This window comes from Natrarchaeobius versutus, from assembly GCF_041205745.1.
GTDB classification, from domain to species: Archaea; Halobacteriota; Halobacteria; order Halobacteriales; family Natrialbaceae; genus Natrarchaeobius; species Natrarchaeobius versutus.
The window spans coordinates 319,932-344,186 of record NZ_JBGFCC010000003.1; the positions used below are offsets into that span (position 1 = coordinate 319,932).

The 24,255-nt window shown below is 63.5% G+C and carries 21 protein-coding genes, 1 tRNA gene and 1 pseudogene; 11 read left to right on the plus strand and 12 right to left on the minus strand.

Annotated elements, in window-relative coordinates:
* Positions 1-8 precede the first annotated feature (8 nt).
* Complete coding sequence (locus AB7C87_RS09510) at positions 9-404, minus strand: DUF5830 family protein (RefSeq protein ID WP_369729194.1); 396 nt, start codon at positions 402-404, stop codon at positions 9-11.
* A 102-nt stretch (positions 405-506) separates the two neighbouring features.
* On the opposite strand from AB7C87_RS09510, the gene AB7C87_RS09515 reads away from it, so the two are divergent.
* Positions 507-1,238 (plus strand): TVP38/TMEM64 family protein, encoded by a 732-nt coding sequence (locus tag AB7C87_RS09515; RefSeq protein WP_369729330.1) that lies wholly within the window; start codon positions 507-509, stop codon positions 1,236-1,238.
* 11 nt (positions 1,239-1,249) lie between these two features.
* On the opposite strand, the gene AB7C87_RS09520 is transcribed toward AB7C87_RS09515, so the two are convergent.
* Both AB7C87_RS09520 and AB7C87_RS09525 read right to left on the minus strand, forming a co-directional pair.
* Positions 1,250-1,435, minus strand: coding sequence for an HVO_2523 family zinc finger protein (locus AB7C87_RS09520; protein ID WP_369729195.1), 186 nt, complete (start codon positions 1,433-1,435; stop codon positions 1,250-1,252).
* Positions 1,436-1,581: 146 nt separating this feature from the next.
* Positions 1,582-5,802, minus strand: coding sequence for a ribonucleotide reductase barrel domain-containing protein (locus AB7C87_RS09525; protein WP_369729196.1), 4,221 nt, complete (start codon positions 5,800-5,802; stop codon positions 1,582-1,584).
* 454 nt (positions 5,803-6,256) lie between these two features.
* Here AB7C87_RS09525 and AB7C87_RS09530 point away from each other — a divergent pair, with 454 nt between their 5' ends.
* On the plus strand, positions 6,257-6,442 hold the full coding sequence (locus tag AB7C87_RS09530) for a DUF8029 family protein (protein ID WP_369729197.1): 186 nt from the start codon (positions 6,257-6,259) through the stop codon (positions 6,440-6,442).
* A 471-nt stretch (positions 6,443-6,913) separates the two neighbouring features.
* Here the strand turns inward: AB7C87_RS09530 and trpG are convergent, their stop codons facing one another.
* Genes trpG through trpD form a run of 4 tightly spaced genes read right to left on the minus strand, consistent with a single transcriptional unit; the run spans position 6,914 to position 10,990 of the window.
* On the minus strand, positions 6,914-7,591 hold the full coding sequence (trpG, locus tag AB7C87_RS09535; protein ID WP_369729198.1) for an anthranilate synthase component II: 678 nt from the start codon (positions 7,589-7,591) through the stop codon (positions 6,914-6,916).
* Positions 7,588-9,324: an anthranilate synthase component I gene (trpE, locus tag AB7C87_RS09540; protein WP_369729199.1), complete on the minus strand. Its 1,737-nt coding sequence runs from the start codon at positions 9,322-9,324 to the stop codon at positions 7,588-7,590. The genes trpG and trpE overlap by 4 nt, the downstream gene beginning before the upstream one ends.
* Positions 9,325-9,326: 2 nt before the next feature.
* Complete coding sequence (locus AB7C87_RS09545) at positions 9,327-9,980, minus strand: phosphoribosylanthranilate isomerase (RefSeq protein ID WP_369729200.1); 654 nt, start codon at positions 9,978-9,980, stop codon at positions 9,327-9,329.
* On the minus strand, positions 9,977-10,990 hold the full coding sequence (trpD, locus tag AB7C87_RS09550; RefSeq protein ID WP_369729201.1) for an anthranilate phosphoribosyltransferase: 1,014 nt from the start codon (positions 10,988-10,990) through the stop codon (positions 9,977-9,979). Before trpD ends, AB7C87_RS09545 begins: the two co-directional genes overlap by 4 nt.
* A 184-nt stretch (positions 10,991-11,174) precedes the next feature.
* On the opposite strand from trpD, the gene AB7C87_RS09555 reads away from it, so the two are divergent.
* Together AB7C87_RS09555 and AB7C87_RS09560 are read left to right on the plus strand one after the other, a co-directional pair.
* Positions 11,175-11,249: transfer RNA gene (locus AB7C87_RS09555), tRNA-Val, on the plus strand.
* 257 nt (positions 11,250-11,506) lie between these two features.
* Positions 11,507-12,415, plus strand: coding sequence for an AEC family transporter (locus tag AB7C87_RS09560; RefSeq protein ID WP_369729202.1), 909 nt, complete (start codon positions 11,507-11,509; stop codon positions 12,413-12,415).
* A 157-nt stretch (positions 12,416-12,572) separates the two neighbouring features.
* On the opposite strand, the gene AB7C87_RS09565 is transcribed toward AB7C87_RS09560, so the two are convergent.
* Together AB7C87_RS09565 and AB7C87_RS09570 are read right to left on the minus strand one after the other, a co-directional pair.
* On the minus strand, positions 12,573-13,385 hold the full coding sequence (locus AB7C87_RS09565) for a putative sodium/potassium/calcium exchanger (protein ID WP_369729203.1): 813 nt from the start codon (positions 13,383-13,385) through the stop codon (positions 12,573-12,575).
* 92 nt (positions 13,386-13,477) lie between these two features.
* Complete coding sequence (locus AB7C87_RS09570) at positions 13,478-14,260, minus strand: YihY/virulence factor BrkB family protein (protein WP_369729204.1); 783 nt, start codon at positions 14,258-14,260, stop codon at positions 13,478-13,480.
* A 295-nt stretch (positions 14,261-14,555) separates the two neighbouring features.
* On the opposite strand from AB7C87_RS09570, the gene AB7C87_RS09575 reads away from it, so the two are divergent.
* Positions 14,556-14,915: a hypothetical protein gene (locus AB7C87_RS09575; RefSeq protein ID WP_369729333.1), complete on the plus strand. Its 360-nt coding sequence runs from the start codon at positions 14,556-14,558 to the stop codon at positions 14,913-14,915.
* A 44-nt stretch (positions 14,916-14,959) separates the two neighbouring features.
* Here AB7C87_RS09575 and AB7C87_RS09580 read toward each other — a convergent pair.
* The 3 genes and pseudogenes from AB7C87_RS09580 to AB7C87_RS09590 form a co-directional block, all read right to left on the minus strand.
* Positions 14,960-15,025: pseudogene (locus AB7C87_RS09580) on the minus strand (hypothetical protein); the annotation flags it as partial.
* Positions 15,026-15,240: 215 nt separating this feature from the next.
* Positions 15,241-16,002 carry a CAP domain-containing protein gene (locus AB7C87_RS09585; RefSeq protein WP_369729205.1) on the minus strand — a complete coding sequence of 254 codons (762 nt, stop codon included), beginning with the start codon at positions 16,000-16,002 and terminating at the stop codon, positions 15,241-15,243.
* 84 nt (positions 16,003-16,086) lie between these two features.
* Positions 16,087-16,410 (minus strand): lycopene cyclase domain-containing protein, encoded by a 324-nt coding sequence (locus tag AB7C87_RS09590; protein ID WP_369729206.1) that lies wholly within the window; start codon positions 16,408-16,410, stop codon positions 16,087-16,089.
* Positions 16,411-16,508: 98 nt separating this feature from the next.
* Between AB7C87_RS09590 and AB7C87_RS09595 the strand changes: the two genes are divergently transcribed.
* From AB7C87_RS09595 to AB7C87_RS09620, 6 genes are all read left to right on the plus strand, one after another.
* Complete coding sequence (locus AB7C87_RS09595; RefSeq protein ID WP_369729207.1) at positions 16,509-17,666, plus strand: CBS domain-containing protein; 1,158 nt, start codon at positions 16,509-16,511, stop codon at positions 17,664-17,666.
* 246 nt (positions 17,667-17,912) lie between these two features.
* On the plus strand, positions 17,913-19,463 hold the full coding sequence (locus AB7C87_RS09600; RefSeq protein WP_369729208.1) for an ABC transporter substrate-binding protein: 1,551 nt from the start codon (positions 17,913-17,915) through the stop codon (positions 19,461-19,463).
* A gap of 59 nt (positions 19,464-19,522) precedes the next feature.
* Positions 19,523-20,512 (plus strand): ABC transporter permease, encoded by a 990-nt coding sequence (locus AB7C87_RS09605; RefSeq protein ID WP_369729209.1) that lies wholly within the window; start codon positions 19,523-19,525, stop codon positions 20,510-20,512.
* Complete coding sequence (locus tag AB7C87_RS09610; protein ID WP_369729210.1) at positions 20,509-21,519, plus strand: ABC transporter permease; 1,011 nt, start codon at positions 20,509-20,511, stop codon at positions 21,517-21,519. Before AB7C87_RS09605 ends, AB7C87_RS09610 begins: the two co-directional genes overlap by 4 nt.
* A complete protein-coding gene (locus AB7C87_RS09615; RefSeq protein WP_369729212.1) occupies positions 21,512-22,810 on the plus strand; it encodes an ABC transporter ATP-binding protein in 1,299 nt (432 codons plus the stop codon). Before AB7C87_RS09610 ends, AB7C87_RS09615 begins: the two co-directional genes overlap by 8 nt.
* Positions 22,807-24,156 carry an ABC transporter ATP-binding protein gene (locus AB7C87_RS09620; protein WP_369729213.1) on the plus strand — a complete coding sequence of 450 codons (1,350 nt, stop codon included), beginning with the start codon at positions 22,807-22,809 and terminating at the stop codon, positions 24,154-24,156. The genes AB7C87_RS09615 and AB7C87_RS09620 overlap by 4 nt, the downstream gene beginning before the upstream one ends.
* Positions 24,157-24,255: the final 99 nt, after the last annotated feature.

Here is a 24,255-nt window from a genome sequence, read left to right on the forward strand (position 1 = left end):
AGGTCTCTTCACTCCCTGCCCGTCACCTTCCGAATACACGACGAGCCGAACGGACCGAGTTCGCCCGTCTCGAGGTCGATGAAGTACCCCGTCGACAGACTCGAGCCACAGCGTCGACAGGAGAACTCGCCTTCTTTCGTGATGACGTCCTCCCCGAATCGGACGTACTGGCGGCTCTTCGGGCGAACGATGCCGTCTTCGCGGTCGATGATCCCGCGAAGTTCGGCCTCGTCGAGGATCGTTCGCGTCGTCGTTGGATCGGCGGTAACCGTCTCGATCCGGTCGACGACGTCAGCCAGCGGGAGTGACTCGTGTTCGAGGCGTTCTAAAAGCGCCAACCCGAGGGCCACCCGGTCGTCGAGGTGGTCGCAATCTCCCCCGACGTCGCTTCCGTCTCCAGCCATCGATAGGTGGTGTCGCGCCGGAGCGGTTAAACGTTGTGTCGGCCCGCTCGAGGGGCGATGCGATGCACAAAAGCTTCGGTGATCGAGGCGAAACTGCGGTCGATGTCGATCCCGTCGGCGTCGGCGCGCGCGGTTGCCGGAGCGGTCGCAGTGAGCGCAATCGTCACGGCGGGGCTACTCGTCTCGCCGGCGACGGCGCTCTCTCACCTCGAATCGATCGCGGCGGACCCACTCCTGTTCGGCGCCGTCGTTGCGGGGCTCTATCTCGTCCGACCGTTGTTCGCCTGGCCAACGACGCCCCTCGCGGTCGTCGTCGGCTACGGCTACGGGATCGCACTCGGCGTTCCGATCGCGCTGGCGGGCGTCGCCGTGACAGTCATGCCGGTCTTCGTCGCGGCCCGCTGGTTCGCACCCGAGGGCGAACGTGAACTCGACTGCGAGACAGCGATGGCTCCTGCTCGATGGGGATCCCTCGAGCGGGTCGGCGAGACGATCACGCGGTACTACCGGACGGCAGGCCCAATACGTGGCGTCGTCGCCTCGCGGTTGGCACCGATTCCGTCGGACGTTTCGACGTGTGCGGCGGCGGCCAGTGGCGTCCGGTTTCGCCACCTCGTCGTCGGCACGCTGGTCGGCGAGTTGCCGTGGACGGTCGCCGCGGTCGTCGTCGGTGCCTCGGCCGCGACGATTACGATGGACGGACTCGGCGAACTCGGACTCGCGCTCACGGTCGCCTGTGGTCTCGCCGCCGTCCTCTTGCTCGCTGGTCCTGCCTATCGCGCGATCCGCGAGCGGACCGGTTCGCGGAACCCATCTCGGTCGACCGAGGGGTGAGATCGGGGTCGTTACAGGAACGGATCGCTACAGTCGATGATGACGCCGTGTTGGGGACAGACGTACTTGCAGTGGCGTTTGTACATCGGCGCCTCGCAGTGGGGACAGGTCGGGCCCGACGCCGCTCGACTCGGGGGCGCGTTCGTCGGCGATCGACTCGAGTCGCTCCCGGAACCGTCGCCACTGTCGGATCCCATGGCCCCGTTTACTGACGACCGATGCTAAACGTTGTCGATTCACTCAGTATCACGCGAAACGACGGGGCCGATGAGGAGCCGGCGGTTAGTCCTCCAAAAATCGAAAAACGCAGTACGAAGGCCGAAAACGGCGAGTCGTTAGCCGATCAGCACTCGCTCCAGCCACAGGACTCGCAGGTCTTACAGCCCTCCGAGAAGTAAAGCGACATCGAACCGCATTCGGGACACTCGGGTGACTCTCCGGCATCGATGAGGTCCTGGGTCGCATCGGCGGACCCGCTGTCGGCGGTTGCCGCGCCGCCGTCGGTCTGATGGTCGCCGCTTACGTCAGCATCCGCGGACTCTTCTAGGGTTTGCTGGGTCGGATACGGTTTGTCGATCTCGCTATCGAGATACCGACGCATCGCGGTGCCGATGGCGTCCGGGATGGACTGGATCTGTTCGCCTTTGTCCCACGCGACTTTCGGACTTCGGGTCCCGCAGAGTTCGTCGACGATCTCCTCGGGGTCGACGCCCGAGCGAAGCGACGTCGAGATGACCTTCGCTAACGCCTCCGTAAAGGAGTTGGTAAAGCCGCCCGAGTGGCCGATGTTCGCGAACAGTTCGAACGGTTGACCGGTCTCGGGGTCTTCGTTGATCGTCACGTAGACTTTGCCGTAGCCAGTGTCGATGCGCTGGCTGACGCCCTGTAAGGCATCGGGGCGCTCGCGCTTTTCCGTGAAGTCAACCTCGACTGGCTCTTCGCGTTCGCCGCCGAACGCATCGACGTCTTCGGTGAGCACCTCGCGGACGTTTTCGCTCTCGAGGAACGCCTCGAGGCCGCCGAAGATCTCGTCGATCTGTTCGACGAGCGCCTCGGCGGCTTCGGTCTCGTCGGCGAAGTCTGCGTTGTCCGCACGCGTGGTGAGGACCTGCTTGCTTCGGGTGCCGTCCCGGTAGTAGGTGACGCCCTTGCCGCCGTTCTCGTAGACCCACTCGAAGACGTCTTTGGCGTCCTCGAGCGTCGAGTCGTTGGGCGCGTTGACGGTCTTCGAAATCGCGGAGTCGACGCCCTTCTGGCAGGCACACTGGACGGCGGCGTGTTGTTTCGCCGAGAGATCGCTCGTGATGACGAACAGTTCGCCGATCGAGTCCGGAACCGTCGACAGACCTTCGACGCCCTCGAACTGATTCGTGGCCATCTGCTCTTGGGCCTCCTCTTTGACGGCGTCGACGTCGATCTCGTTGGCCTCGAGCGTGCGCAGGAAGTAGTCGTCGAACTCGACTAACATCTCGTCACCCTGAACGTCGTCGGTGACGTTCTTGTAGTAGGCGACGTTGTAGATGGGCTCACAACCGCCGGTGGTGTTGCCGACCATCGAGGTCGTCCCCGTGGGGGCGATCGTCGTCACGTTGTGGTTGCGGATCGGGAAGCCTTCGGCCCAGTCGTCTGCGTTCTCACCGGTCTGGTGTTCGAACCACTCGCGATAAGCCGTCGGGTCGGCGTACTTCGAGTCGTCCCAGTCGGCAAAGGAGCCACGCTGGGTCGCGAGTTCGTGGCTCGTGGCTTTCGCGCCGTGGTTGATGTGGGTCATCAGCTGGCGGGCAACCTCGTTGCCCTCCGCCGAGCCGTACCTGATACCGAGCTGGATGTACAGCTGTGCGAGTCCCATGATGCCCAGCCCGATCTTGCGCATGTTTCGGACCGTTTCCTCGATCTCTTCGACCGGGAAATCGGACATCGTGACCACGTTCTCGAGGAACCGGGTGCCGTACTCGATGCGCTCGTCGAACTCCTCGAAGTCGATCGCCTCCGCTAAGAACGCCGCGATGGCCTCCTCCTGGCTGTCGTACTCGTCTGCGTGTTCGTCCGACCAGACGCGCCAGTCGGGTGCCTCGTGGTCGGCGAGCGTCGAGAGGTTGATGTGGCCCAGGTTGCAGGCTTCGAACTCCTCGAGTGGCTGCTCGCCGCAATTGTGGACGACGAGGCCATTCGCGACGAACGAGTGCGTATCGGGTTCGGTCAGATCGTAGACGTCCTCGTGGCCGTCGTGTTCGACCGACTCGACGGTTGCCTCGAAATGGCCACGGTACGGTCCACGGCTGTACTCGTCGAGCCGGGAAGCGAGTTCGTCGTTCTTTCGATCGAGGAGAAACCCGATCTCTTCTTCGAACGTGGCGACGTGGCTACTCGTGATCGCGAGATCGTGTTGTGCTTTCGTGTCGTACACTTTGGTCCCACCGTTGCCGTCGGGGAGCTCTCGAGTTCCTTCTTTCCGACGGTTCTGATAGATTTTGCTCGCAATGCCGAAGTTGAGCAATAACTTCTGAACGTCTTTCAGCAGACCGAGTTCGGAACTCGAGAGACGAACAGAGACCCCCTTTTCGACGTTGCCCTGTACGCCACCATCAGCGGTGAACAACGCTTGCAGGAAGCCTCGAGCCATTTCCTCGCTTCCACGAAAGATTGTATCCGGGACGTGGTGTTTATTTTCGGAGAGACCGATTTCTTCCGCGAGTTCGTACAGCCGAGTTGAACGAATTCGCTGCTCTTGTGCGTTGGCACCGCGATATTCTTCGGAGCGTTGGATCTGACAAACACCGACATCGTAGTTCGCGTTACCAATTGGCTCGCGAACGACGTCGTTGACGTCTTCAGCAAAGTCCGTCGAGATTTCGGTATCGCCGTCGTAGAAGTTGAGGACTGCGCGCTCTTCGCCATGTTTGAGATGACCGTCTCCGACCAGCCATCCGAGCACTCGGCCCTCCTCAGCGGTTCCGTGCTGACCGAACTTCCCTTTTCGGTCGACGATGTGAACCGTGTCGTCAACTTCCAGATTCTGTGCCTCGACCCACCCGCTGTCGGTCATTACACGGTGGTCCGCGGTCAAACGGAGTTCATATCCTTCACTCGTCGTGAGTTTGTACACGTCCTTCTCGCCAGTCTTGTAGACGCTGCTGGCTTCTCTCACGGAATCCTCGCTCAATCGGCCGTCAACGACGACATCGGTTGCGACACCCTGTTCGTACAGCTCTTCTGCAGGGATCATTCCACGTTCGGTGCTGACGAGTGTATCTCCCGTAACGCAAGGGTTTGTTGCAAGAATTCTGTGATCGGAGTTTTCTTCGACGTCGAAGGAGTGTTCCTTGTTCACGCGCTCTAAGTAGATCACGCCGGGTTCGCCGTTTTCGTGGGCGCCCTCGACGATGCGCTCCCAGATGAGTTCGGCGGGAATCGAGAGCGGTTCGCCGACCTCGACGTGTTCGCCGAGGTCGTAGCGGCCGTACATCTCTTTCGTCTCTTCGGTCGCGATGTGGGGTTCTTCCGTACGCGGGTTGGTGAACGTGTACTCCTCGCCGTTCTGGAGGGCCTCCATGAACGCGTCGGTGACGCCCACCGAGATGTTGAAGTTCGAGAGGTGGCCTTCGACGGCGTTACGCAGGTGTTTGGGGACGCGGCCGTCCTCGTCGATCAGGTCGCGGGCCTCCTCGAGTGCTTCCGAGAACGTGGTATACGTGTAGTCGTCCGGGTCGTTCAGACGCAGCGTGTGGGCCAGCGAGACGTCCTTGTTCTTCGCGTGGATGAATTCGATGACGTCGGGGTGAGAGACGCGCATGATGCCCATCTGTGCGCCCCGCCGGGTGCCGCCCTGGGCGATGGTCTCACAGAGCTGGTCGTACGTGCGCATGAAGGTGATCGGACCCGACGCGATGCCGCCGGTCGAGCCGACGGCGTCGCCGTACGGCCGAAGCTGCCAGAAGCCGTAGCCGACGCCGCCGCCGGACTGAAAGACCTCGGCGGCCTTCTTGGCCGTCTCGTGGATGTCCGAGAGGTCGTCGTCCGGGCTCATGACGAAACACGCCGAGAGCTGCTGAAGCTCGTCTCCGGCGTTCATCAGCGTGGGGGAGTTCGGCATAAAGGAGAGTTCTTCCATCCCCTCGATGAACGTCTCGGCGACGTCTTCGACGTGCTCGCGGACCTCCGCGGGTAGCTCGGGAACGACCGTCTCGTAGGCGAACTTGTTGACGTTTCGCTCCGTGAGAACCGTCTCCACGTCGTCGTCGGTGCTGACACCCTCGCCGAAGACCTCCGCGGCCAGCTCGTCCCGACGCGGGTGCTCGGGTTTGAGCTGGTCCGGCGTGACGGTGATCTCCACGCCGTTGCGGTCGGCTTCGTAGACTGCCTCCGCGAGCGCGATGTTCTCGCCGACGCGCTCGAAGAGGTCCTCCTGACTCTCGACGAGTTCGCCGTCGGCGTCCTTGCGCAGATAGCGCGCTGGGAGGATGTTGTGATAGGCGTTGGCCGTCATCCGCTCCTCTAGGGTATCGCCATCGGTGCGTTTGATCGGGAGGGTCAACTCCTCCGCGGAGAGGTCGCTCTTGCTCATGCGCGGCTCACCTCAGGGAAACCCCGTCGCAGTACGGCGGTTCTGACGCGTCCTCGAGTCCTGGCTCTCATCATTCGTGACGAAGGTTCGGTATTCAGTCATTGCCCATAAAGCTGTTCTATTTTCTTTGCACTACTACAATAGTAGTTGTACAGATGGTTCTGTACCCTATCGTGGTTTTGCGAACGGCGGCCGCCGAATCGGCCGTGTTCCGGTCTGTCAGTAAGTACGGCGTCGATGGTCTTAACCATTTTTAGAGTAAACTGAAAGTAATCCACACCGGAGACGTCGGTTCGTTGTCGTCTGATTTTCAGTTTCACCGCGTTTCGCGTCGACTCGACGGCCTCGTCGCCGGTCGACGCGAAACGCGGTCCCCGACTGGTCGGATCCATCAGCACTCGTCTCTGTCACGATTTCCAGAAAGATTACGTCCCTGCGCTACAGGGACTCGAGTATGCTCGATCCATTGACCTCCGGGACGATTCTCCTCCTCGTCCTGGCCGTGCTCGCCGCTATCGCGGTCGCCATTATCGCCGTTCGCATCGCGATCAAGTTGGCGATCCGCGTTGGAATCGTCGCCGCGGTCGTCCTCGTCGCGCTGTATGCGACCGGCACCCTCGAGTTGCTCCCATTCGGCTGATCGGTCGGCGCTTCCCGCCCGACCGGTTCGAATCGCTCGAGGCGCGACGGACTCCGATCTGATTTTCGCCCGTATTCGACGACTGTTCGTTTGTTCGCTTGTACGTTTGTTCGTTCGTTTCGCCGTCGTAGCGTGTGTCCGTCCGGAGAGACGCTGTCGACCAATCCCGGCGTCTCCACACCCCGTTGCGGTTTTGGTGCTCTGCCGGTACGGCAACCCGCCCCGATCCGGCGATCTATCTCGTCGTCGATGACCTGAAACCAACCGGGGTACGGACTCGTCGAGTGCCGGGTTTCTACCCGATTTTGATCGCCCGATTCACAGGGCTATTGTAAGTCACTCCGTTGAAACGAACACAGCTCATTTCACAGCCAATCGGTCACACCTGCCCGCTCTGCACGATCCGGTGTGTAACTTCCGGCGTGACCGCGATCCGTTACTCACACCGGGAGGTCGGTACACCACTCGATCTCAACCCTCGAGCGACGCGAGGAAGTTCTCGATCACGTCGTGGCCGGCCGCGGTGAGGACGCTCTCTGGGTGAAACTGGACCGCCTCGAGGGGGTATTCGCGGTGTCGAACGCCCATGACGAGCGTCTCCCCGTCGTTCCGGGACCCCGTTTCCGATTCGACAGAACTGCGTTCCGTACGGTGATCGGCCGTCGCCACCACCTCGAGACAGTCCGGGACGTCCGTCGCGATCAGCGAGTGATAGCGCCCGGCACGGAACCCCTGTTCGATTCCTTCGTAGACCCCCTTCCCGTCGTGTTCGACCGAGGAGGCCTTCCCGTGGACCGGTTCCGGTGCTCGACCGACGGTGCCGCCGTAGGCGTAGACGGCGGCCTCGAGGCCGAGACAGATGCCGAGGGTTGGCACGTCGGGACTGAACTCTCGAATCACGTCCATCGTGACGCCGACGTCGCGGTCGTTCTCGGGATGGCCCGGACCCGGACTGATGACGATCGCGTCGGGGTCGACCGCGGTGACCTCCTCGATCGAGGCGGTGTTTTTCAATACCTCGGTTTCGGTGCCGGGGTACTGACTCACGTACTCCACCAGATTGTACGTAAACGAGTCGTAGTTGTCGACGAACAGGATCGTCCGCGCCTCGATTTCTTCGGCGTCGTCCGGCGCCGACCGTGCGCTCATCGGCTCACCTCCGGCGTCTCGAGGTCGTCGCCAGGCGGTTCCGACTCCCCGGCCGGAATCTCGATTTGCTCGAGGGCGGCGAGTACGCCGCCCATCTTCTTTTCGGTCTCCTCGTATTCGGCCGTGGGATCGCTGTCGGCGACGAGACCGGCCCCGGCGCGGACGGTGATCCGATCCTGACCGCCGGCTGACGCCGTACGATCCGCTCTAGTCTCGTGGCTCCCGCCGGCTCGGGCGACGTCGCGCTCGATCGTCGCCGTCCGGATCACGATCGCGAAGTCGGCGTCACCGGTCCAGGAGTAGTAGCCGACGCCGCCGCCGTAGAGGCCGCGAGGCTCTGCCTCGAGGTCGTCGATGATCTCCATCGCCCGAATCTTTGGTGCGCCCGAGAGCGTCCCCGCGGGAAACGAGGCTCGCGTGGCGTCGAAGGCGTCCGCGTCGGCGGCGAGTTCGCCGGTCACGGTCGACTCGATGTGCTGGACGTGGCTGTACTTGAGAACGTTCATGAACTCGTCGACGCGAACCGATCCCGCCTCCGAGACGCGCCGAACGTCGTTTCTCGCGAGATCGACCAGCATCGTGTGTTCGGCCCGTTCTTTGCCGTCGGCGAGCATCTCCCCCGCGAGGCGGCGATCCTCGACCGGGCTCGAGCCGCGATCGCAGGTGCCGGCGATCGGGTTCGACATGACCTCGCGTCCGCGTACGGAGATCAGCGTCTCGGGACTCGCGCCGACGACGGTGAGGTCGTCGTGGTCGAGCAGGTACATGTACGGCGAGGGGTTGACCTCGCGCATGGCCTCGTAGAACCCGATCGGATCGACGTCACCGTACAGTTCCCGGCGTCGCGAGATCACACCCTGGTAGATGTCGCCGTCGAGGACGTGCTCTTTCGCTCGACGGACGTTCTCCTCGTACTCTGACTTCGAACCCGAGGTTTCGCCCTCCCGGAGGAAGCCGTTCGTCTCGGGGGCCTCGGCGCCCCGAAGCGTCTCGACGACCGCCTCGAGTTCCGCGAGCAAGCGATCGTAGACCGCATCGGGCTCGTCCTCGGCGGTGAGGATCGGCGTACAGACGAGCGACGCCGTTCCGTCGCGTTCGTCGAACGCAATCGTCTTCGTCGTCAGGACGAACTCCGCGTCGGGAAAGCGCGATTCGGGTCGGTCGAGACCGACCTCTTCGAGCCAGAGGTCGTAGACCGCGTCGTAGGAGAGAAAGCCGACGAGCCCTCCCTCGAGGTGTTGGCGGTCGTGGTCGGGGAAGTTCGCCAGCCGAACGTTCGGCATGGCTCCCCGGAGCGCATCGACCGCGTCGCCGTCGACGCCAGCGTCGATCAGTTCCTGAGGTGTGTCGTCCGAGAGCGTTTCGACCGCGGTTCCCTCCGGTCCGACCGTCACGACGGCGTCGGGATCGTAGCCGACGTAGGAGTATCGGGCGTGGCGTTCCGCCCCCGTCGCGGTCGGACGGAACGCGCCGTCGGGGTCGCTCGAGGCGGTCTTCTCCGCGCTCTCTAAGAGGAACGCGTACGGCGTTCGCTCGCGGTCGCTCGTCTCCGACCGGCCGGTGAGCGCGGCGTAGGCCGCAAGCGGCGTCGTCTCGGGGTCGAGTGTGGCGGCCACGCGAACGACGACGGGCCGGTCCTCCCGATCGCTGGCGAGTTCACGAAACCGATCTCGCTCGACGTCGAAAGTCGGCGACGTGATCGGCTCGGACGCGGTCGTCTCGGGTTCGGTCATGGTTACGGACTCACCTCCGCCCTGTGGGCGTTTTTCGCGCGCTCGACGAACGATCGAACGGCGTCTGCGTCTTTGATTCCGCCTTCGGCTTCGACGCCGCTGGCCACGTCGACGGCGAACGGATCGGCCGCGTCGATGGCCGCGTCGACGTTCTCGGGGGTGAGTCCGCCGGCGAGAACGACGGGCGACTCGAGGGCCGCGGTTGCCGTCTGGGTCCGGCTCCAGTCGTGGGTTCGGCCGGTTCCGCCGCCGCCGTCCTCGGCTGGCGTATCGACGAGGAACGCGTCGACGACGTCGTCGTACTGCGTCGCTTCCGACGCGCCGGTTGCGTCCACGGCGAGAACCAGGCCGCGGTCGATTCGCTCGCGGAGATCGACGAGTTCGTCGACCGCGAACTCGCCGTGGATCTGCAGAACGTTCGGTCCGATCGCGTCGACGAGTTCGGCCGCGTGGTCGGCGGATTCCGGCATCGTCACGAGGACGCTCGTCGCGAACGGGGGGACGGTCTCGAGGAGTTCGGTCGCACGATCGACCGACACCTCCCGAGGCGTCTCGACAGGGACGTCGGTGATGACGCCGACGGCGTCGGCCCCGGCGTCGACGGCCGTCTCGAGGTCGCCCTCGTTCGTCAGTCCGCAGATCTTCACGCGCGTCATCCTTCGATCTCCGGCGTCTCGCCCCGAAGTCCGTCGAGTTTCGCCGCGGCGTCGCCGGATTCGATCGCCCGCCGTGCGACGTCGGCGCCGTCCTCGAGGGAGGCGGCCTCGCCCGCGAGATAGATTGCGGCGCCCGCGTTCGCGAGGATTACCTCCCGCTTTGGACCCGCGACGTCTCCTTCGACGATCCCGCGGAGGTCGTCGGCGTTGTCCGCGGGAGAACCGCCCGCGATCTCGGAGATATCGTGGCGCTCGAGACCGAGGTCGGTCGGCTCGAGGGTGTACTGTTCGACGTCTCGTCCGTCGACTTCGGCGGCGACCGTCTCGCCGTGGATCGCGATCTCGTCGGTACCCGAGCCGTGGACGACGAGTGCGCGTTCGACGTCCATGCGTGCGAGTGCGTCGGCGAGGGTCGACACGAGATCGGGATCGTAGACGCCGACGAGCTGTGCGTCGGCGCCGGCTGGGTTGGTCAGCGGGCCGAGAACGTTGAAGATCGTTCGCATTCCGAGTTCCTTGCGCGGGCCGATGACGGCTTTCATCGCGGGATGGAACACCGGCGCGAGCATGAACCCGATACCGGTCCGTTCGATCGTGGCTTCGACGCCCGGCGGCTCGGCCTCGACGTTTACGCCGACTTCCGCTAAGACGTCCGCGCTCCCCGACGACGACGAGACGGAGTAGTTGCCGTGTTTTGCAACCGGAACGCCGGCGCCCGCGGCGACGATCGCGCTGGTCGTCGAGACGTTGATCGTGTCGTAGTCGTCGCCACCAGTGCCGCAGGTGTCGACCAGCGGGCTCCGGTCCGGGGAGATCGTTCGGGCCGCCTCGCGCATCCCCTCGGCGAAGCCGGCGATCTCGGCTTCCGTCTCGCCTTTCGCGCGCAATCCGGCGAGTAGCGCGCCGATCTGTGCTTCCGTCGCCTCCTCGAAGACGGCCGCCGACGCGGCTCGAGCCTCCGATTGCGAGAGATCTGTGCCGTCGGTCACCCGCCGAACGTATTCCTTCATTGTGAACACCAATGTACGTAGTTGTCTTACAATGCCCAAATGAGTGCATCAATTTAAACGTATCGGAGCCACCGGACCGTGGTGAATCCTCGCGTACGGACTCCGATTCGAAACCTTCAATTACGGTGGCGGGCAACGATGAGTTGCAGATGACGTGGCGCCGACGCCACGAAGCGAACCAGGCGGGTTGGTGGTCTAGTCTGGTTATGACACCTCCTTGACATGGAGGAGGCCGGCAGTTCAAATCTGCCCCAACCCATTTTGTCGACACAAAACGACGAGCGGAGCGAGGAGGCCGTATCGACAAAATAGAGATGGCAGATTTGAACCCTATCAGTCGCGCGAAGCGAGCACGTCTGATTTCGGTTCAAATCTGCCCAACCCATTTTCACGGCGTCTCCTCGAGGAGCAATGTCACGAGTTCGCGCCGGGACTTCCTCCCTCGAGTGACGGCCCAGTCCCGGCATCCCTCTCCGAGACCGAACGCGTAAAACGTTCGAGTCGTTTGGCCGAGTCATGGACGTCCTGATCAGACTGATCGCGTTACTGGTCGTGTTGCTGGTCGGGACGGGACTGCGCAAAAGCGGGATCTTGAACGCGGGTCGGACGGCGAAACTGAACGCGCTGGCGTACTACGTCGCGTTGCCGGCGCTGATTTTCGTCTCCACGTACGATCAGGCGATCACCGAACTCCTCTCGCCGGCGCTGATCGGCGGGTTGTTGCTCGTGTTGTTTCTTACGGCCGGGGTCGCCTGGCTCGTTCACCGCGGCCGATCGTCGCCCGGTCGCTCGAGCGTCGCGATCGTCCAGTCGTATCACTCGAATCTTGGCTACCTCGGTCTGCCGCTGGTCGCCGCGACGTTCGACGCCCGCGTGACCGCCATCGCGAGCGTGATCCTCGGTGTCGTGACGCTGACGCAACTTCCGCTGACGATCCTCGTCCTCTCGACGTTCAACGGCGCGGACGCCGCGCTCGCCGACGAGCTACGGGGACTCGCGACGAACCCGGTGTTGGTCTCGCTGGTGATCGGTCTGGCCGTCGGCTCGAGTGGGATCGCCGTCCCGCCAACCGCCGCGGCCGGGCTGGACGGTCTCGGCGCGCTCGCGCTCCCGCTGGCGTTGCTCTGCGTCGGCGCGTCGCTCCAGCCCGAGGGAACGTCGGTCGATTTCGGTGCCGTCGGCTCCGTCGTCGCGATCAAGATCTGCTGTATGCCGGTCCTCGCCTGGCTCGTCTTCTCGACGCTCGCGGTCGATCCGGCGACGCTCACCGCGACCGTCGTGATGTTCGGGACGCCGACTGCGGTCTCGACGTACGTGTTCGCGGCCGAACTGGGCGGCGACAGGGAGTTCGCCTCGCTGAACGTCTTCGCGACGACGGTCGTCTCGATCGCGACGCTGTTCGTCCTCATTACACTGGTCGGCTGAGACGCCCGTGTCCCGATCGGAGTGCTCGAGATGCCCGTGTCCCGATCGGAGTGCTCGAGATGCCCGTGTCCCGATCGGAGTGCTCGAGATGCCCGTGTCCCGATCGGAGTGCTCGAGACGAAGGGGAGACGAGGCGTCGAGAATTTCGTGGCAGGAACTACCCCGAAAAGAGTCCCTTGATCCGCCCGAGGACGCCACCAGTGGAGTCGCCTGCCTCCTCATCGTCGGCGTCCGTCGACTTCGGGGACGTCGAGTTCGTCGCCGCTGCGGAGATACCGACTCCCGCCTCACCGGCGTCTCGGGCGTCCTCATCGAGTCGGGCCGCGTCGCCTTCGATGCGAGCGGTGCCGTCGTCGGACGACGCGTTCGGTCCCGTCGACTGACTCGAGTGCTCGAGGTCGTCGAGCGAGAGTTCGATCTCGTCGACCGCCGGCGTCGATTCTCGTCCCTCGCCGGCCTCGGCGGCCCGGACGTCCGCGCCCGTAACGTCCCCGCGTGCGATCCGCGTCTCGAGTTCCCGCTCTTCGGCCCGTCCGCCGTTGGCTTGGTCTGCTTCGTCATCGCTCCCGGCTCTCGATTCATCGAGAGCGTCGGCGTCGTCTGCGGGTCCCGTTTTGCTCCGGTCGTCGTCGTTGCTCGAGGCGGTACGCTCGGCGTCGCCGTCGGCTTCGTCGGTTGCCTCGGGGACGCCTTCCTCGTCGAACGTCACCGTAACGGAATCTTCCGCCTTGGCACCGTCGTCTTCGGAGGGGAGAGCGTCGTCCGTCTCGCTCGCCATTTCAGCCGGCCGTGACTCGCCGTTGGACTCGTTCCCCGGAGCGGGATCTCCCAGCGAGTCCAGAATATCGTCGACGCTTCGCTCCGAGACGACCCGACGCGGGCCGCCCCCGGGCTCGAGACCGCCGCTCGATGTGCCGGTTTCCCCCTCGCTTTCGTCCCCGTCCGAACGGTGCGATCTGTCGTCGCTCATGGTGGATGTCTGCCCACCGGGTCAGCATAATTGTTTCGACGAATGTAACTAGTAAGAAATGAAGACGCATTCGGTCACCGACCGGCGCCACTTCACTCGACGAGTGTCGGGCGCGATAGGACGACATTGAGGACGGCTCCGAACAGAATGATGATGCCGGCGAAGTAGAGCCAGGTGACGAACAACAGAACCGCGCCGACGGCGCCGTAGGCCTGGTATCGGCCGGCGTTCGCGGCGTAGAGTTGAAACCCCACCTGTAGGATCGTCCAGCCGACGGCGGCGAACAGCGCGCCGGGAACCGCTTCGGCGAGGTCGATCGGGATCGGCGGCAAGACGTAGTAGATCGGGAGGAAGACGAGCACGAGTCCGACCAGCAAGACGACCCAGCTCAGCACTCCTGCGTACGGGACGACACCGGCGACGATTCCGAGGACTGTGCCGACGACGATCATCAGCGCTAGCGCTCCCGCGCCGGCGACGATGACGATCAGTCCGTCTCGGATCTCGGTGAGAAGCGAGTCCTCGGCGACCTCGTCGTAGATTCTGTCGAAGGCCAGACTGAGCCCGCGAAACACCTTGAGCGCGCCCCAGGCGGCGACGCCGAGGGCCACGATCGTCGCCTCCGCCCGTCCGGCTTCGGTCGTCAGCGCGTCGGTGACGAGATCCTCGCCGGCTTCCGGAAGGAAGTCACCGGCGACGAGAATCAATTGCTGTGCGATCCGTTCCCCGCCGAGAAGCGAGCCGACGACGAGCGCGAGCAACACCAGCGGGATCACGGAGACGAACGCGTAGTAGGCGAAGCCGGCCGCGAGGTAGGTGACGTCGCGGTCGCTCGCGGTTCGATAGAACGCGAGGGCCGTGCCTTTCGGATCCATACAGGGCCTACGACCGGCGACCTTTTGACTTTGTAATCGATTTGCATCGGCTGTGTCGGATCCCCCGCTATCGTCGAACTCGTGTTCTGGTTTGTCCGGCAACACCGCGAAGTCTCCAGCAGTGTCACGGTCCCTTCATCGGAATTGCCACAAACTCTCATACACTCCACTATGGCAGATAACATACGTATCGACGTTGGTGTGCAAGACCCGGAGTATGGATGCAGCGTCTTCGTCTCCCACGGACAGCGTCGTCAGCTTATTCTACTTGAATCTCCCCTCGCATCGTGTCCGGATGTTGCCGGCAGACGTACTCGGTTACGTCTTCAGTGGCTTCGAATTCGAAGATATCGTCGTCATCGGGGTCGTCGGTGACTTCGGTTCCGAAATCGTCGACGACCTCGTCGTCCTCGTCTACGAGTTCGAGATTGTGGGACGCGCTATCGCCCTGTTCCCACCCTATCTCGTACTCTTCACCCTCTTCGAGGACGAGTGTGGGATTCTCCTCGCCCGCTATCTCTTCGGGCTCTGCGCCCACCCAACCGGACGTCTCCCCTTCGAACAAGATCGTGGCGTCAGGTTCGATCTCGACTCCATTCTCGGACTCATCACCGATGCCGGAATCCTCGTCCCCTCGTGGTGGTCGTCGTGGTGATCGTTACCAGCCGCGGGCGTAATCAAACCGAACGCGCCCACTGAGACTGCGCTGGCTTTCAGTGCTGTTCGGCGCGAGATGCCGTCATCTGTAGACGTTCTATCAGTCATTGTCTCTCTCCGTCCACCGCTGAGTTCTCAGCCGGAGAAACGCACGGTAACATATTACATATACTTCGTCTGTACTGCCCAGTTACATTCCTCTGTAAGTATATGTCATTCTATGCGATATTCGCGCCCTGAACTCACCACCGAATATCCGTCTATCTCTGGTGATTGCCGGTGCAAAACTGTTCTCTCGCAGCAGTACCAACGTCGCCCCGGTTTCAGTACTCGTGACAGAAGTTGTGCGATGCGTACACTTCGCCGTCGTCGGCGACGTAGACGCCGATGCCGCCCCGATCCCAGCCCGGTCCGCCGTGGTCCTCGAGGATCGCATCGCGGTGAGCCGTCGAGTTCATCCACTGGTCGACCAGCCCCTCCGCGAGCCCTTCGGCGGTGTGATACTCGACGACGTCGCCGTTCCCGGGTCGTTCGACCGGCCTGTCGACCCACGTCAACGCGATGTTTTCGCCGTAGCCCCGACAGTAGCCGTCGACGGCGGCGAACCGTTCGAACGGCCCTTCGTCGTCGGGATTGACGTGGGCGAAGTACTCGCGTTCGGCCATGTCGTGGCTGTGTGCACGCGAGACCGAGGCCACGGTGCCGTCCCACTCGAGGGGCTCGAGGCCGTGATCGGCCCGCCGGTCGTTTACCTCGGCGTGGACGAATCGCTCGACGTCGCCGGACGAGATCGTTTCGACGTCGGTTTCGTACGTCGACGCACCCGGATCGTCGGGATCGGCGACGTCGGGATAGTGTTCGTCGACCGGCGGCGGGTCGGCGCTCGGGTCCGGTCGGTCCCGAACGTCGACGAACTCGACGTCGTCGACCGTCTCGAACGTCGACGGTGCAAACGTGACGACGCCGAACACGAGCGCGGAGACGACGGCGACGGTGAGGACCACTCGAACGAACGCACGGAGGATGGCGCGTTCGCTCGAGTCGTCGGTGTCTCCCGTCCGTTCGGTGGCGGGCCGGCGGTCCATCGTTTGCCGAGTCACCTCCAGTACCCAAGACGGTCCGGGTGCGTTGCAGTCGCTGAAACTCGGTGGTGTCGGGGCGGTGTGTGGCTATCCGCACGCGGCGTCAGCGACGTCGTCGCCGAAGATCGTTTCGTGGATGCCGATGACCAGCCCCGGCACGACCGCCATGAACAGGTGTTCCTCGAGCGGGATGCCGGCGACGTCGATACCGGTCCGGAGTGTGATGTCGAAGACGCCGACTGCGAGGGTGTAGCGGTCCCAGACGTACGCGATGGGATAGAGGACCAGGATCGTTACGGCGGCTTTTCGGAGCGCGCCCGCCCGCTTGAGGAGGACGAACGCCACGGTCCCCCAGAACAGTTCGGTCGCGAGGTAGGTGTACCGCCCGAGAACGCTGATGTCGGGTCGCATGCTCCGTACTTTTCGATTCGAAGACAAGAACGTTCCTCCGAGCGCCGGGAACAGGCAGTATCTTCAAAAGCCCTGCGGCAGTATATCCTCTCGTAACGATGAATATCGCTGATATCGCCACCCAGGAGTACATCGAAGTCGACGTCGGAACGCGCATGGGGAAGGTCCGTTCGACCTTCGAGAACGGCAACCCAAAGGGGATTATCGTCACTGACGACGGGGAGTACGAGGGCGTCATCAGCGAGCGGGAGGTCCTCCAGTCTCACGTCGAAGACGACGCCAAGGTGGCGGCGCTGATCAAGCCGAGCCGAAGCGCGCCGGCGCCGCGGGTCAGCCGCGACGAAGACGTCCGGGAAACCGCCCGGGTGTTGATCGAGAGCAACGCGAAGATGGCGCCGGTCTTCGAAGACGGTGAGCTTTGGGGCGTGATCAGTAGCGACGCAGTCCTCGAGGCCGTCCTCGAGAATCTCGACGCGCTCACGGTCGAGGACGTCTACTCGGCGGACCCGGTCACGATCGCAGAAGACGACGGGGTCGGGAAGGCGATCAACAGACTCCGCGAACACGGCATCTCTCGGATCCCGGTCCACAACGAGAACGGCTACCTCACCGGCGTGGTGACGACCCACGACATCGCTGACTTCGTTATTCGCGAGAACGAACGGATGACTACCGGCGACCGGGTCGGCGACAACGAGCGGATGCTCGACGTCCCGGTCTACGACATCATGAACAGTCCAGTCGAGACCACGACCCTCGACGCCACCGCCGAGGAGGCCGTCGAGACGATGCTCGAACTCGATTACGGCGGGTTGATGGTTACGCCCGAGGACGACGACCGCATCGTCACCGGCGTCGTCACCAAGACGGACGTCCTGCGTGCGCTGACGTTCACCGAAGAAGAACACATGGAGGTCCAGATTACGAACATCTCGCTTCTCGATACGATCACGCGGGAGTCGATCGTCGAGAGCATCACGGAAGTCTCGGACAAGTACGCCGAGATGCAGGTGCTTCACGCACACGTCCGATTCAAAGAGCACAAGGAGAAACTGCGCGGGACGCCGTTGATCCACTGCCAGATTCGTCTCCGCACGAACAAGGGCCAGGTCGCCGGCACCGGCGAGGGGTACGGCGCCGAGAACGCATTCCGCGTCGCGCTCGACAAACTCGAGCGAAACGTCTTAGAGGTCAAGGGAGTCACGAGCGACGAGGAGTACCGCGGCCAGTTGCTCCGGAAGCTGAACGAACTGTAGTCGGCCACTATTCCGATCGTTTTTTCGCCCGTCACCGGCGTTGGCGGCGTCCGGGGTGCTCTCGAGGGGTCTTTCGGGTCGTTCGGTCTGTACGTCGCCGCTCGTCTCGGGTTGCCCGCGGGTGGGAGTGGTCCGTCGTTAGTGACCGATTTCGTTGTCGATTCGATGAAAATGAAGATCTCGACACGTTCAGACTTTATTAACAATTTCATCAGCACTAAATAATACATCGTAATACGCTATGCCATGGCACGGGAAAGAGACGGACCGGCATCGCGCCGGTCGTTCCTGACGGCCGTGGGTGCAACGTCAGTGGTGGCAGTCGCCGGGTGTCTCGGCGAGGAAGGTCCAGGCGACGGCGAGGAGGTCGTCGTGACCCAAGGCGAGTTCGCGCCGAACGCGGACCCGAACGCCGACAACGCGACGCCGACGTACAACGTGCTCGATCAGGTGTACGAGCCGATATTCGACATCACCGCGGACGGCGAGATCGAGCCACACGTCGTCGAGGACTGGGAGTTTCCGGACGACAACTCGGTCGAACTCTCCGTTCGTGAAGACGTCGTCTTCCACGAGGGACAGGAGATGACCGCCTCGGACGTCGCGTACACGATCAACAGGCAAGTCCAAGAGGACGTCGGTATCGCGAGCCCGCAGGTCGACGGTCTCGCGGGAATCCAGGGCGCCGAAGCCGAAGACGAGACGACGGTGATCGTCGAACACGACGTCAGCCCATCGCTGGCGGAGTTCGGCCTCGGCGTCTTCGGGCGGGTCGTCAACGAAGAGTGGATGGAAGAACGCGAACAGCCGGTCACGGACGAGATGAACGGGACCGGCCCGTATCAGGTCGAGGAGTTCAATCCCGGCGACGAGACCGCGGAGTACACCGTTTTCGAGGACTACTGGGGCGAAACGCCGGGGATCGAACGGGTTCGATTCCAGGCGATCGACGAGTCGAGTACACGCGTCGGCGAGTTACAGACCGGCGAGAGCGACCTCATCGTCAACGTCCCGCCGACCGATGTCGAGACGATCGACACCGAAGACGGCATCGAGATTCGTAACGTCACCAGCTTCCGGAACATCTTCCTCGTGATGACCAACGACGAGGCACCCTTCGACAGCCTCGAGTTCCGGCAAGCGATGAATTATGCGGTCGACAACCAGGGGATTATCGACTCCATCCTCGGTGGGTTCGGCGAACCGATGACCCAGCCCGTCCCCGAGGGGATATTCGGCTACAACCCCGATCTCGAGCCCTACGGACACGACCCGGAGCAGGCCGAGGAACTGATCGAGGAGAGCGGCTACGAGGACGAGGAGATCACGCTTTACCATCCTGAAGGTCGGTACCTGAACGATACGGAGATCGCCGAGACGGCGGCCGAGCAGATCGACGAACTCGACAACGTCGACTGCAGTTCGGAGATCGAGCCGTTCGACAGCCTCGTGGAGATGATCCTCGACGGCGACCCCTCGACGTCACCCGATTTCTTTCTCATCGGCTGGGGCAACCCCACCTACGACTCGAACTACGGGCTCAATCCGTGGTTCGTCGAGGGACAGGCCTCGTACAACTTCATTGACGACGAGATAGAGGAGATGATCCTCGAGAGCCAGACGATCGAGGACGAGGACGAACGCGAGGAGTTCCTCCAAGAGGTAAACGCCGAGTTACGGGAGGCCTCTCCGTGGGTGTTCTTACACCTCCAAGAGAGCATCTACGGCGTCCGCGACGACCTCGAGTGGGAGCCACGATCGGACGAGAGCATCTACGTCGACCAGATGGGGCTCTGAATCGTGTCGACGGCGAGACCGGACGCGCTCATCCGCCGGTGACGCCACACTGACTCGAGATGTCCTACGCCAAATTCCTGCTCAAACGACTCGCACAGGGCGTGTTCGTCGTCTGGGGCGTCGTGACGGTCACGTTTGCCCTACGAGCGCTGGCGCCGGGCGATCCGGTCAATCTGATCGTCGACCCCGGGGCCTCCCCGGAGCTTCGAGACCAGATCCGCCGGGAAGTCGGCCTCGACCAGCCGCTTTACGTCCAGTACGTGGAGTATCTCCAGGGCCTACTGGTCGGGGACCTCGGCTTCTCCTATCAGTCCAGACGCGACGTCACGGTCATGGTCGCCGAACGGCTCCCGGCGACGCTCGAGTTAGCGATCGCGGCAACGATTGTCGCGATCGTGATCGCGATCCCGCTGGGCGTGGTAAGCGCGACGAGGCGCCACGAGCCGGCGGATTACGGCGCAACGACGTTCTCGCTTGTCGGGATCAGCACGCCGAACTTCTGGCTCGGGATCATGCTGATCCTGGTTCTCTCGGTCCAGGTCGGGCTCTTTCCGGTCAGCGGTCGACCGGTCGGGCTCGGGGAGGCAGTGATGGTGTTCGTGACGACCGGCTACGCCCACGATCTCGTGACGTGGCTGCGCCACATCACGCTCCCGGCGATCACGCTGGGGACGTACTTCACGGCGCTGATCACGCGGTTGACGCGAAGCGGGATGTTGGACGAACTCGGGAAACCGTACGTGACTGCGACCGAGGCGAAAGGGCTTCCCGGCGTCCTCGTTCGGTACAAACACGTCCTGCGGAACACGATGATTCCCATCGTCACGGTGCTCGGCCTCCAGCTCGGGACGCTGATCGGCGGTGCGGTGATCACCGAGGCGGTGTTCAACTGGCCGGGTCTGGGATCGCGGCTCATCTCTGCGATCTACGCCGTCGACTGGCCGCTCATCCAGGGGATTATCATCGTGATCGGCATCGGCTTCGTCCTGATCAACATCGTCGTCGACTCGATCTATGCATATCTCAACCCGCGGGTGACCGACGAATGATCTCCGATCGATTCAAGTCCAACCTGAAACGGGAGTTCGACCGAAGCCTGATGGCGAAACTCGGGCTCACGATCGCCGTCGTCATCCTGGTGATGGCCACGTTCGCGCCGATCCTCGCGACGCACAACCCGAACACGACCGGCCACTTCGACGAACACGGAAACTCCTATCCACCCTGGGGAGTGAGCCACGACACCCACACCTGGGAGGAAGGTGAGGACGGCCAAGAGCGGATCAGTTACACTGCCGAACCCAGTCCCGACCACTACCTCGGGACGAACAACATCGGCCAGGACGTCTACTCCCGACTGCTCTACGGTGCGCGGACGTCGCTACTCGTCGGGCTCATCGGAACCGGGCTCGCGGCGGCGTTCGGCGTTCCGTTCGGGCTGGTCTCCGGGTACTACGGCGGGCGTGTCGACGACTCGATGATGCGGGTTGCCGACGTCATGCTGGCGTTTCCGTCGCTCGTGCTCGCGATCGCACTGATCGGGGTCTTCGGCCGGAGCGAGCAGTTCATTCCCGATCCGATCGTGATGGCCGGATTCGGCGAGGGAATGCCCGAGTACGCCGTTTTGCCGGGAACTGTCACGCTCGTCGTCGCCCTGGTCAACTGGGTCTGGTTCGCCCGCGTCGCCCGCGGCGAGGCGATCTCGGTTCGCAGTGAGGAGTACGTCAAAGCCGCCAGAAGTCTCGGAGCGGGCAACCCGACGATCCTCTTCAAACACGTCCTGCCGAACAGCCTGACGCCGATCATCGTCCTCGCAACCATTCAGGTCGCCGCGATCATCATCTTAGAGAGCGCGCTGTCGTACCTCGGCTTCTCCGGGACGACGCTCTCGTGGGGCTACGAGATCCAGCAGGGTCAGGACTACCTCGCGACGGCGTGGTGGATCGCGACCGTGCCTGGGATCGGCATCGTCCTCGCCGTGATCAGCATCAACTTACTCGGCGACTGGTTACGGGACTCGCTCGATCCGAACATCGGGGGTGAAGGCGGTGTCTGAGACGACCGAGGATCTGCTCCGGGTGGAAGGGCTCTCGACGCGGTTTTTCACCGAGAACGGCCAGGTCAACGCCGTCTCCGACCTCGATCTGCGGATCGAACGCGGCGAGGTGTACGGCGTCGTCGGCGAGAGCGGAAGCGGCAAGAGCGTCACCGCCCGATCGATCATGGACCTAATCGAGTCTCCCGGTCGGATCACCGGCGGTGAGATCCGGTACCGAAATCCCGACCTCGCGAGCGCCGTCGCCGACGACTACCCCGACGCCGTCGACGGCGAGTTCGTAGACCTCCTCGCGGTTCCCGAACGGATCCGTCGGTCGCTTCGGGGGACGTCGTTCAGCATGATCTTCCAGGACCCCGAGAGCAGTTTCAACCCGAGTATCACGGTCGGCGAACAGCTCGCAGAAGCCGTCGAAGTTCAGCGGCGAGCCAGCGCGAATCCCCGTTCCACGCGGGCTCGAACCCGCTCCTCGGAGTACTCGCTCGGCTCGTACGTGCTCTCGACGATGCTCCCCTCGAAACGGTACGTCACCGAGGAGAGCCGCGAACGCGCGATCGAACTGCTCGAGCTGGTCGGCATCCCCGATCCGATCGAACGGGCCGACGAGTACCCCCACGAGTACTCCGGCGGGATGCTCCAGCGGGCGATGATCGCGCAGGCGCTGGCGGGCGAACCGGACCTGTTGATCGCCGACGAGCCGACGACCGCACTGGACGTCACCATCCAGGCCCAGATTCTCGATCTCCTCTCCGACCTCCAGGCGGAGACGGGAATGACGATCCTGTTGATCACGCACAACCTCGGGGTTATCGCGCGAATGTGCGACCGCGTCGGCGTCATGTACGCCGGCGAGATCGTCGAACGCGGCACGCTCTCCGACGTCTTCGACGACCACGTCCACCCCTACACCGAGGGGTTGCTCGGCTCGAGCCCGGACGTCGACCGCGCCGGCGGTCGACTCGAGCCGATCCCCGGCAACGTCCCGAGCCTGCTCGACCACGAGATGGGTGACCGGTGTCAGTTCGCCGATCGTTGTCCGAAGGCCATGGAGGACTGTCTCGAGCATCCACCGGAGTTCGACGCGGCCGGGAGCGCTCATCACGAAGTCCGTTGTGTCCTGGCACAGACCGAGTACGACGAGTCACGCGCACTCCCGCCCGAGTACTTCGGGGAGGTGGATCGACCAGCCGCGGACCTCCACGCGGGATCCGAATCCGATCTCGACGACGCGTCCGGTTCCGGAGAGCCCCCACAGCCGACGGTCGACGAGGGCGGGGGTGAGCGCTCGTGAGCACCGACGAATCACCGACGGACGCCGCCGGTCCGCTCGTACGCGTCGAGGACCTCCAGAAGTACTTCTGGGAGAACGATTCCGTTTTCGACCGACTACTTGGGGACGAACCGGTCGCCGTCCGTGCGGTCGACGGCGTTAGCTTCGACGTCGATCGGGGGGAGACCCTCGGACTGGTCGGCGAGTCAGGGTGTGGCAAATCGACGACAGGCGAAACGCTCTTGAGACTGCAGGAACCGACGGACGGCCGCGTCGAGTTCGCGGGGCGTGACGTCTACGACCTCGAGTCGGACGATCTCGACGAGTTTCGTCGGGAGGCACAGGTCGTCTTCCAGGACCCCTTCTCGAGTCTCGATCCGCGGATGACGATCGGCGACATCGTTCGACAGCCACTCGATGTCCACGACGTCGGAACCGGCGCCGACAGGCGCGAGCGCGTCCGCGACCTGCTCGAGCGCGTCGGGCTCTCGGCCGACCAACTCGATCGCTATCCACACGAGTTCTCCGGCGGCCAGCGCCAGCGCATCGGGATCGCCCGTGCACTCGCCCTCGAGCCGGAATTTCTCGTTTTAGACGAGCCGACGTCGGCGCTCGACGTCTCCGTGCAAGCACAGGTACTGAACCTGCTCGAGGATCTCCAGACCGAGTTCGACCTGACGTACCTCTTGATCAGCCACGACCTTTCGGTCATCCGCCACATCTGCGACCGGGTTGCCGTCATGTATCTCGGCGAGATCGTCGAGATCGGTCCCGTCGAATCGATCTTCGAGGATCCGAAACATCCCTACACGCAGGCACTCCTCGAGAGCGTGCCGCGGGCGACGACGGACGAGCGCGAGCGCGACCGCGAGACGATTTCGGGGGACGTTCCCTCGCCCCGTGACCCTCCCAGCGGCTGTCGGTTCCGGACCCGGTGTCCGAAGGTGATCCCGCCCGGGGACCTCGAGATCGATCAGGAGGAGTACCGCGCGATTATGGATCTTCGTGAGCGTCTCGAGCGTCACGACGTCTCGCTCGCGTCGGTCGACGGCGCCGATCTCGAGTCCGACGAGGGACCGGTTCCGCCTGAGGAGGTTTCAGCGTTCGTTGCGGAGCTGAAATCTCGATTGCTCGAGACCGAACTGTCCGATCGACACGACGAAAACGTCGAGGCGGCACTTTCGAACCTGGCGTCGTCGGACTGGGAAGCGGCCACGGAACGGCTCGCGTCGGAGTACGAGAGCGTCTGTGAACGACGGAATCCGAAACTCGGCGACGCACACCACCCCGTCGCGTGTCACCTGTTCACCGACGTCGATGCCGCCGACGGCGAACGGAGACGTGGTGGTGGGGGTGAATCTAACTGAGATGGCCGACGCGAGATCCGCCGAGGCACCGGAATCAGTCCACTTACTCGTTCGTTCGAACCACGTGACATGGCGGGTACACCGGTCAACGGCGACGAA

Excerpts from the sequence above, each read along its gene's own strand:
- AB7C87_RS09510 (WP_369729194.1), bottom strand. The coding sequence starts at position 404 with ATGGCTGGAGACGGAAGCGACGTCGGGGGAGATTGCGACCACCTCGAC.
- AB7C87_RS09515 (WP_369729330.1), top strand. The coding sequence starts at position 507 with ATGTCGATCCCGTCGGCGTCGGCGCGCGCGGTTGCCGGAGCGGTCGCA.
- AB7C87_RS09520 (WP_369729195.1), bottom strand. The coding sequence starts at position 1,435 with ATGGGATCCGACAGTGGCGACGGTTCCGGGAGCGACTCGAGTCGATCG.
- AB7C87_RS09525 (WP_369729196.1), bottom strand. The coding sequence starts at position 5,802 with ATGAGCAAGAGCGACCTCTCCGCGGAGGAGTTGACCCTCCCGATCAAA.
- AB7C87_RS09530 (WP_369729197.1), top strand. The coding sequence starts at position 6,257 with ATGCTCGATCCATTGACCTCCGGGACGATTCTCCTCCTCGTCCTGGCC.
- trpG (WP_369729198.1), bottom strand. The coding sequence starts at position 7,591 with ATGAGCGCACGGTCGGCGCCGGACGACGCCGAAGAAATCGAGGCGCGG.
- trpE (WP_369729199.1), bottom strand. The coding sequence starts at position 9,324 with ATGACCGAACCCGAGACGACCGCGTCCGAGCCGATCACGTCGCCGACT.
- AB7C87_RS09545 (WP_369729200.1), bottom strand. The coding sequence starts at position 9,980 with ATGACGCGCGTGAAGATCTGCGGACTGACGAACGAGGGCGACCTCGAG.
- trpD (WP_369729201.1), bottom strand. The coding sequence starts at position 10,990 with ATGAAGGAATACGTTCGGCGGGTGACCGACGGCACAGATCTCTCGCAA.
- AB7C87_RS09560 (WP_369729202.1), top strand. The coding sequence starts at position 11,507 with ATGGACGTCCTGATCAGACTGATCGCGTTACTGGTCGTGTTGCTGGTC.
- AB7C87_RS09565 (WP_369729203.1), bottom strand. The coding sequence starts at position 13,385 with ATGAGCGACGACAGATCGCACCGTTCGGACGGGGACGAAAGCGAGGGG.
- AB7C87_RS09570 (WP_369729204.1), bottom strand. The coding sequence starts at position 14,260 with ATGGATCCGAAAGGCACGGCCCTCGCGTTCTATCGAACCGCGAGCGAC.
- AB7C87_RS09575 (WP_369729333.1), top strand. The coding sequence starts at position 14,556 with ATGTTGCCGGCAGACGTACTCGGTTACGTCTTCAGTGGCTTCGAATTC.
- AB7C87_RS09585 (WP_369729205.1), bottom strand. The coding sequence starts at position 16,002 with ATGGACCGCCGGCCCGCCACCGAACGGACGGGAGACACCGACGACTCG.
- AB7C87_RS09590 (WP_369729206.1), bottom strand. The coding sequence starts at position 16,410 with ATGCGACCCGACATCAGCGTTCTCGGGCGGTACACCTACCTCGCGACC.
- AB7C87_RS09595 (WP_369729207.1), top strand. The coding sequence starts at position 16,509 with ATGAATATCGCTGATATCGCCACCCAGGAGTACATCGAAGTCGACGTC.
- AB7C87_RS09600 (WP_369729208.1), top strand. The coding sequence starts at position 17,913 with ATGGCACGGGAAAGAGACGGACCGGCATCGCGCCGGTCGTTCCTGACG.
- AB7C87_RS09605 (WP_369729209.1), top strand. The coding sequence starts at position 19,523 with ATGTCCTACGCCAAATTCCTGCTCAAACGACTCGCACAGGGCGTGTTC.
- AB7C87_RS09610 (WP_369729210.1), top strand. The coding sequence starts at position 20,509 with ATGATCTCCGATCGATTCAAGTCCAACCTGAAACGGGAGTTCGACCGA.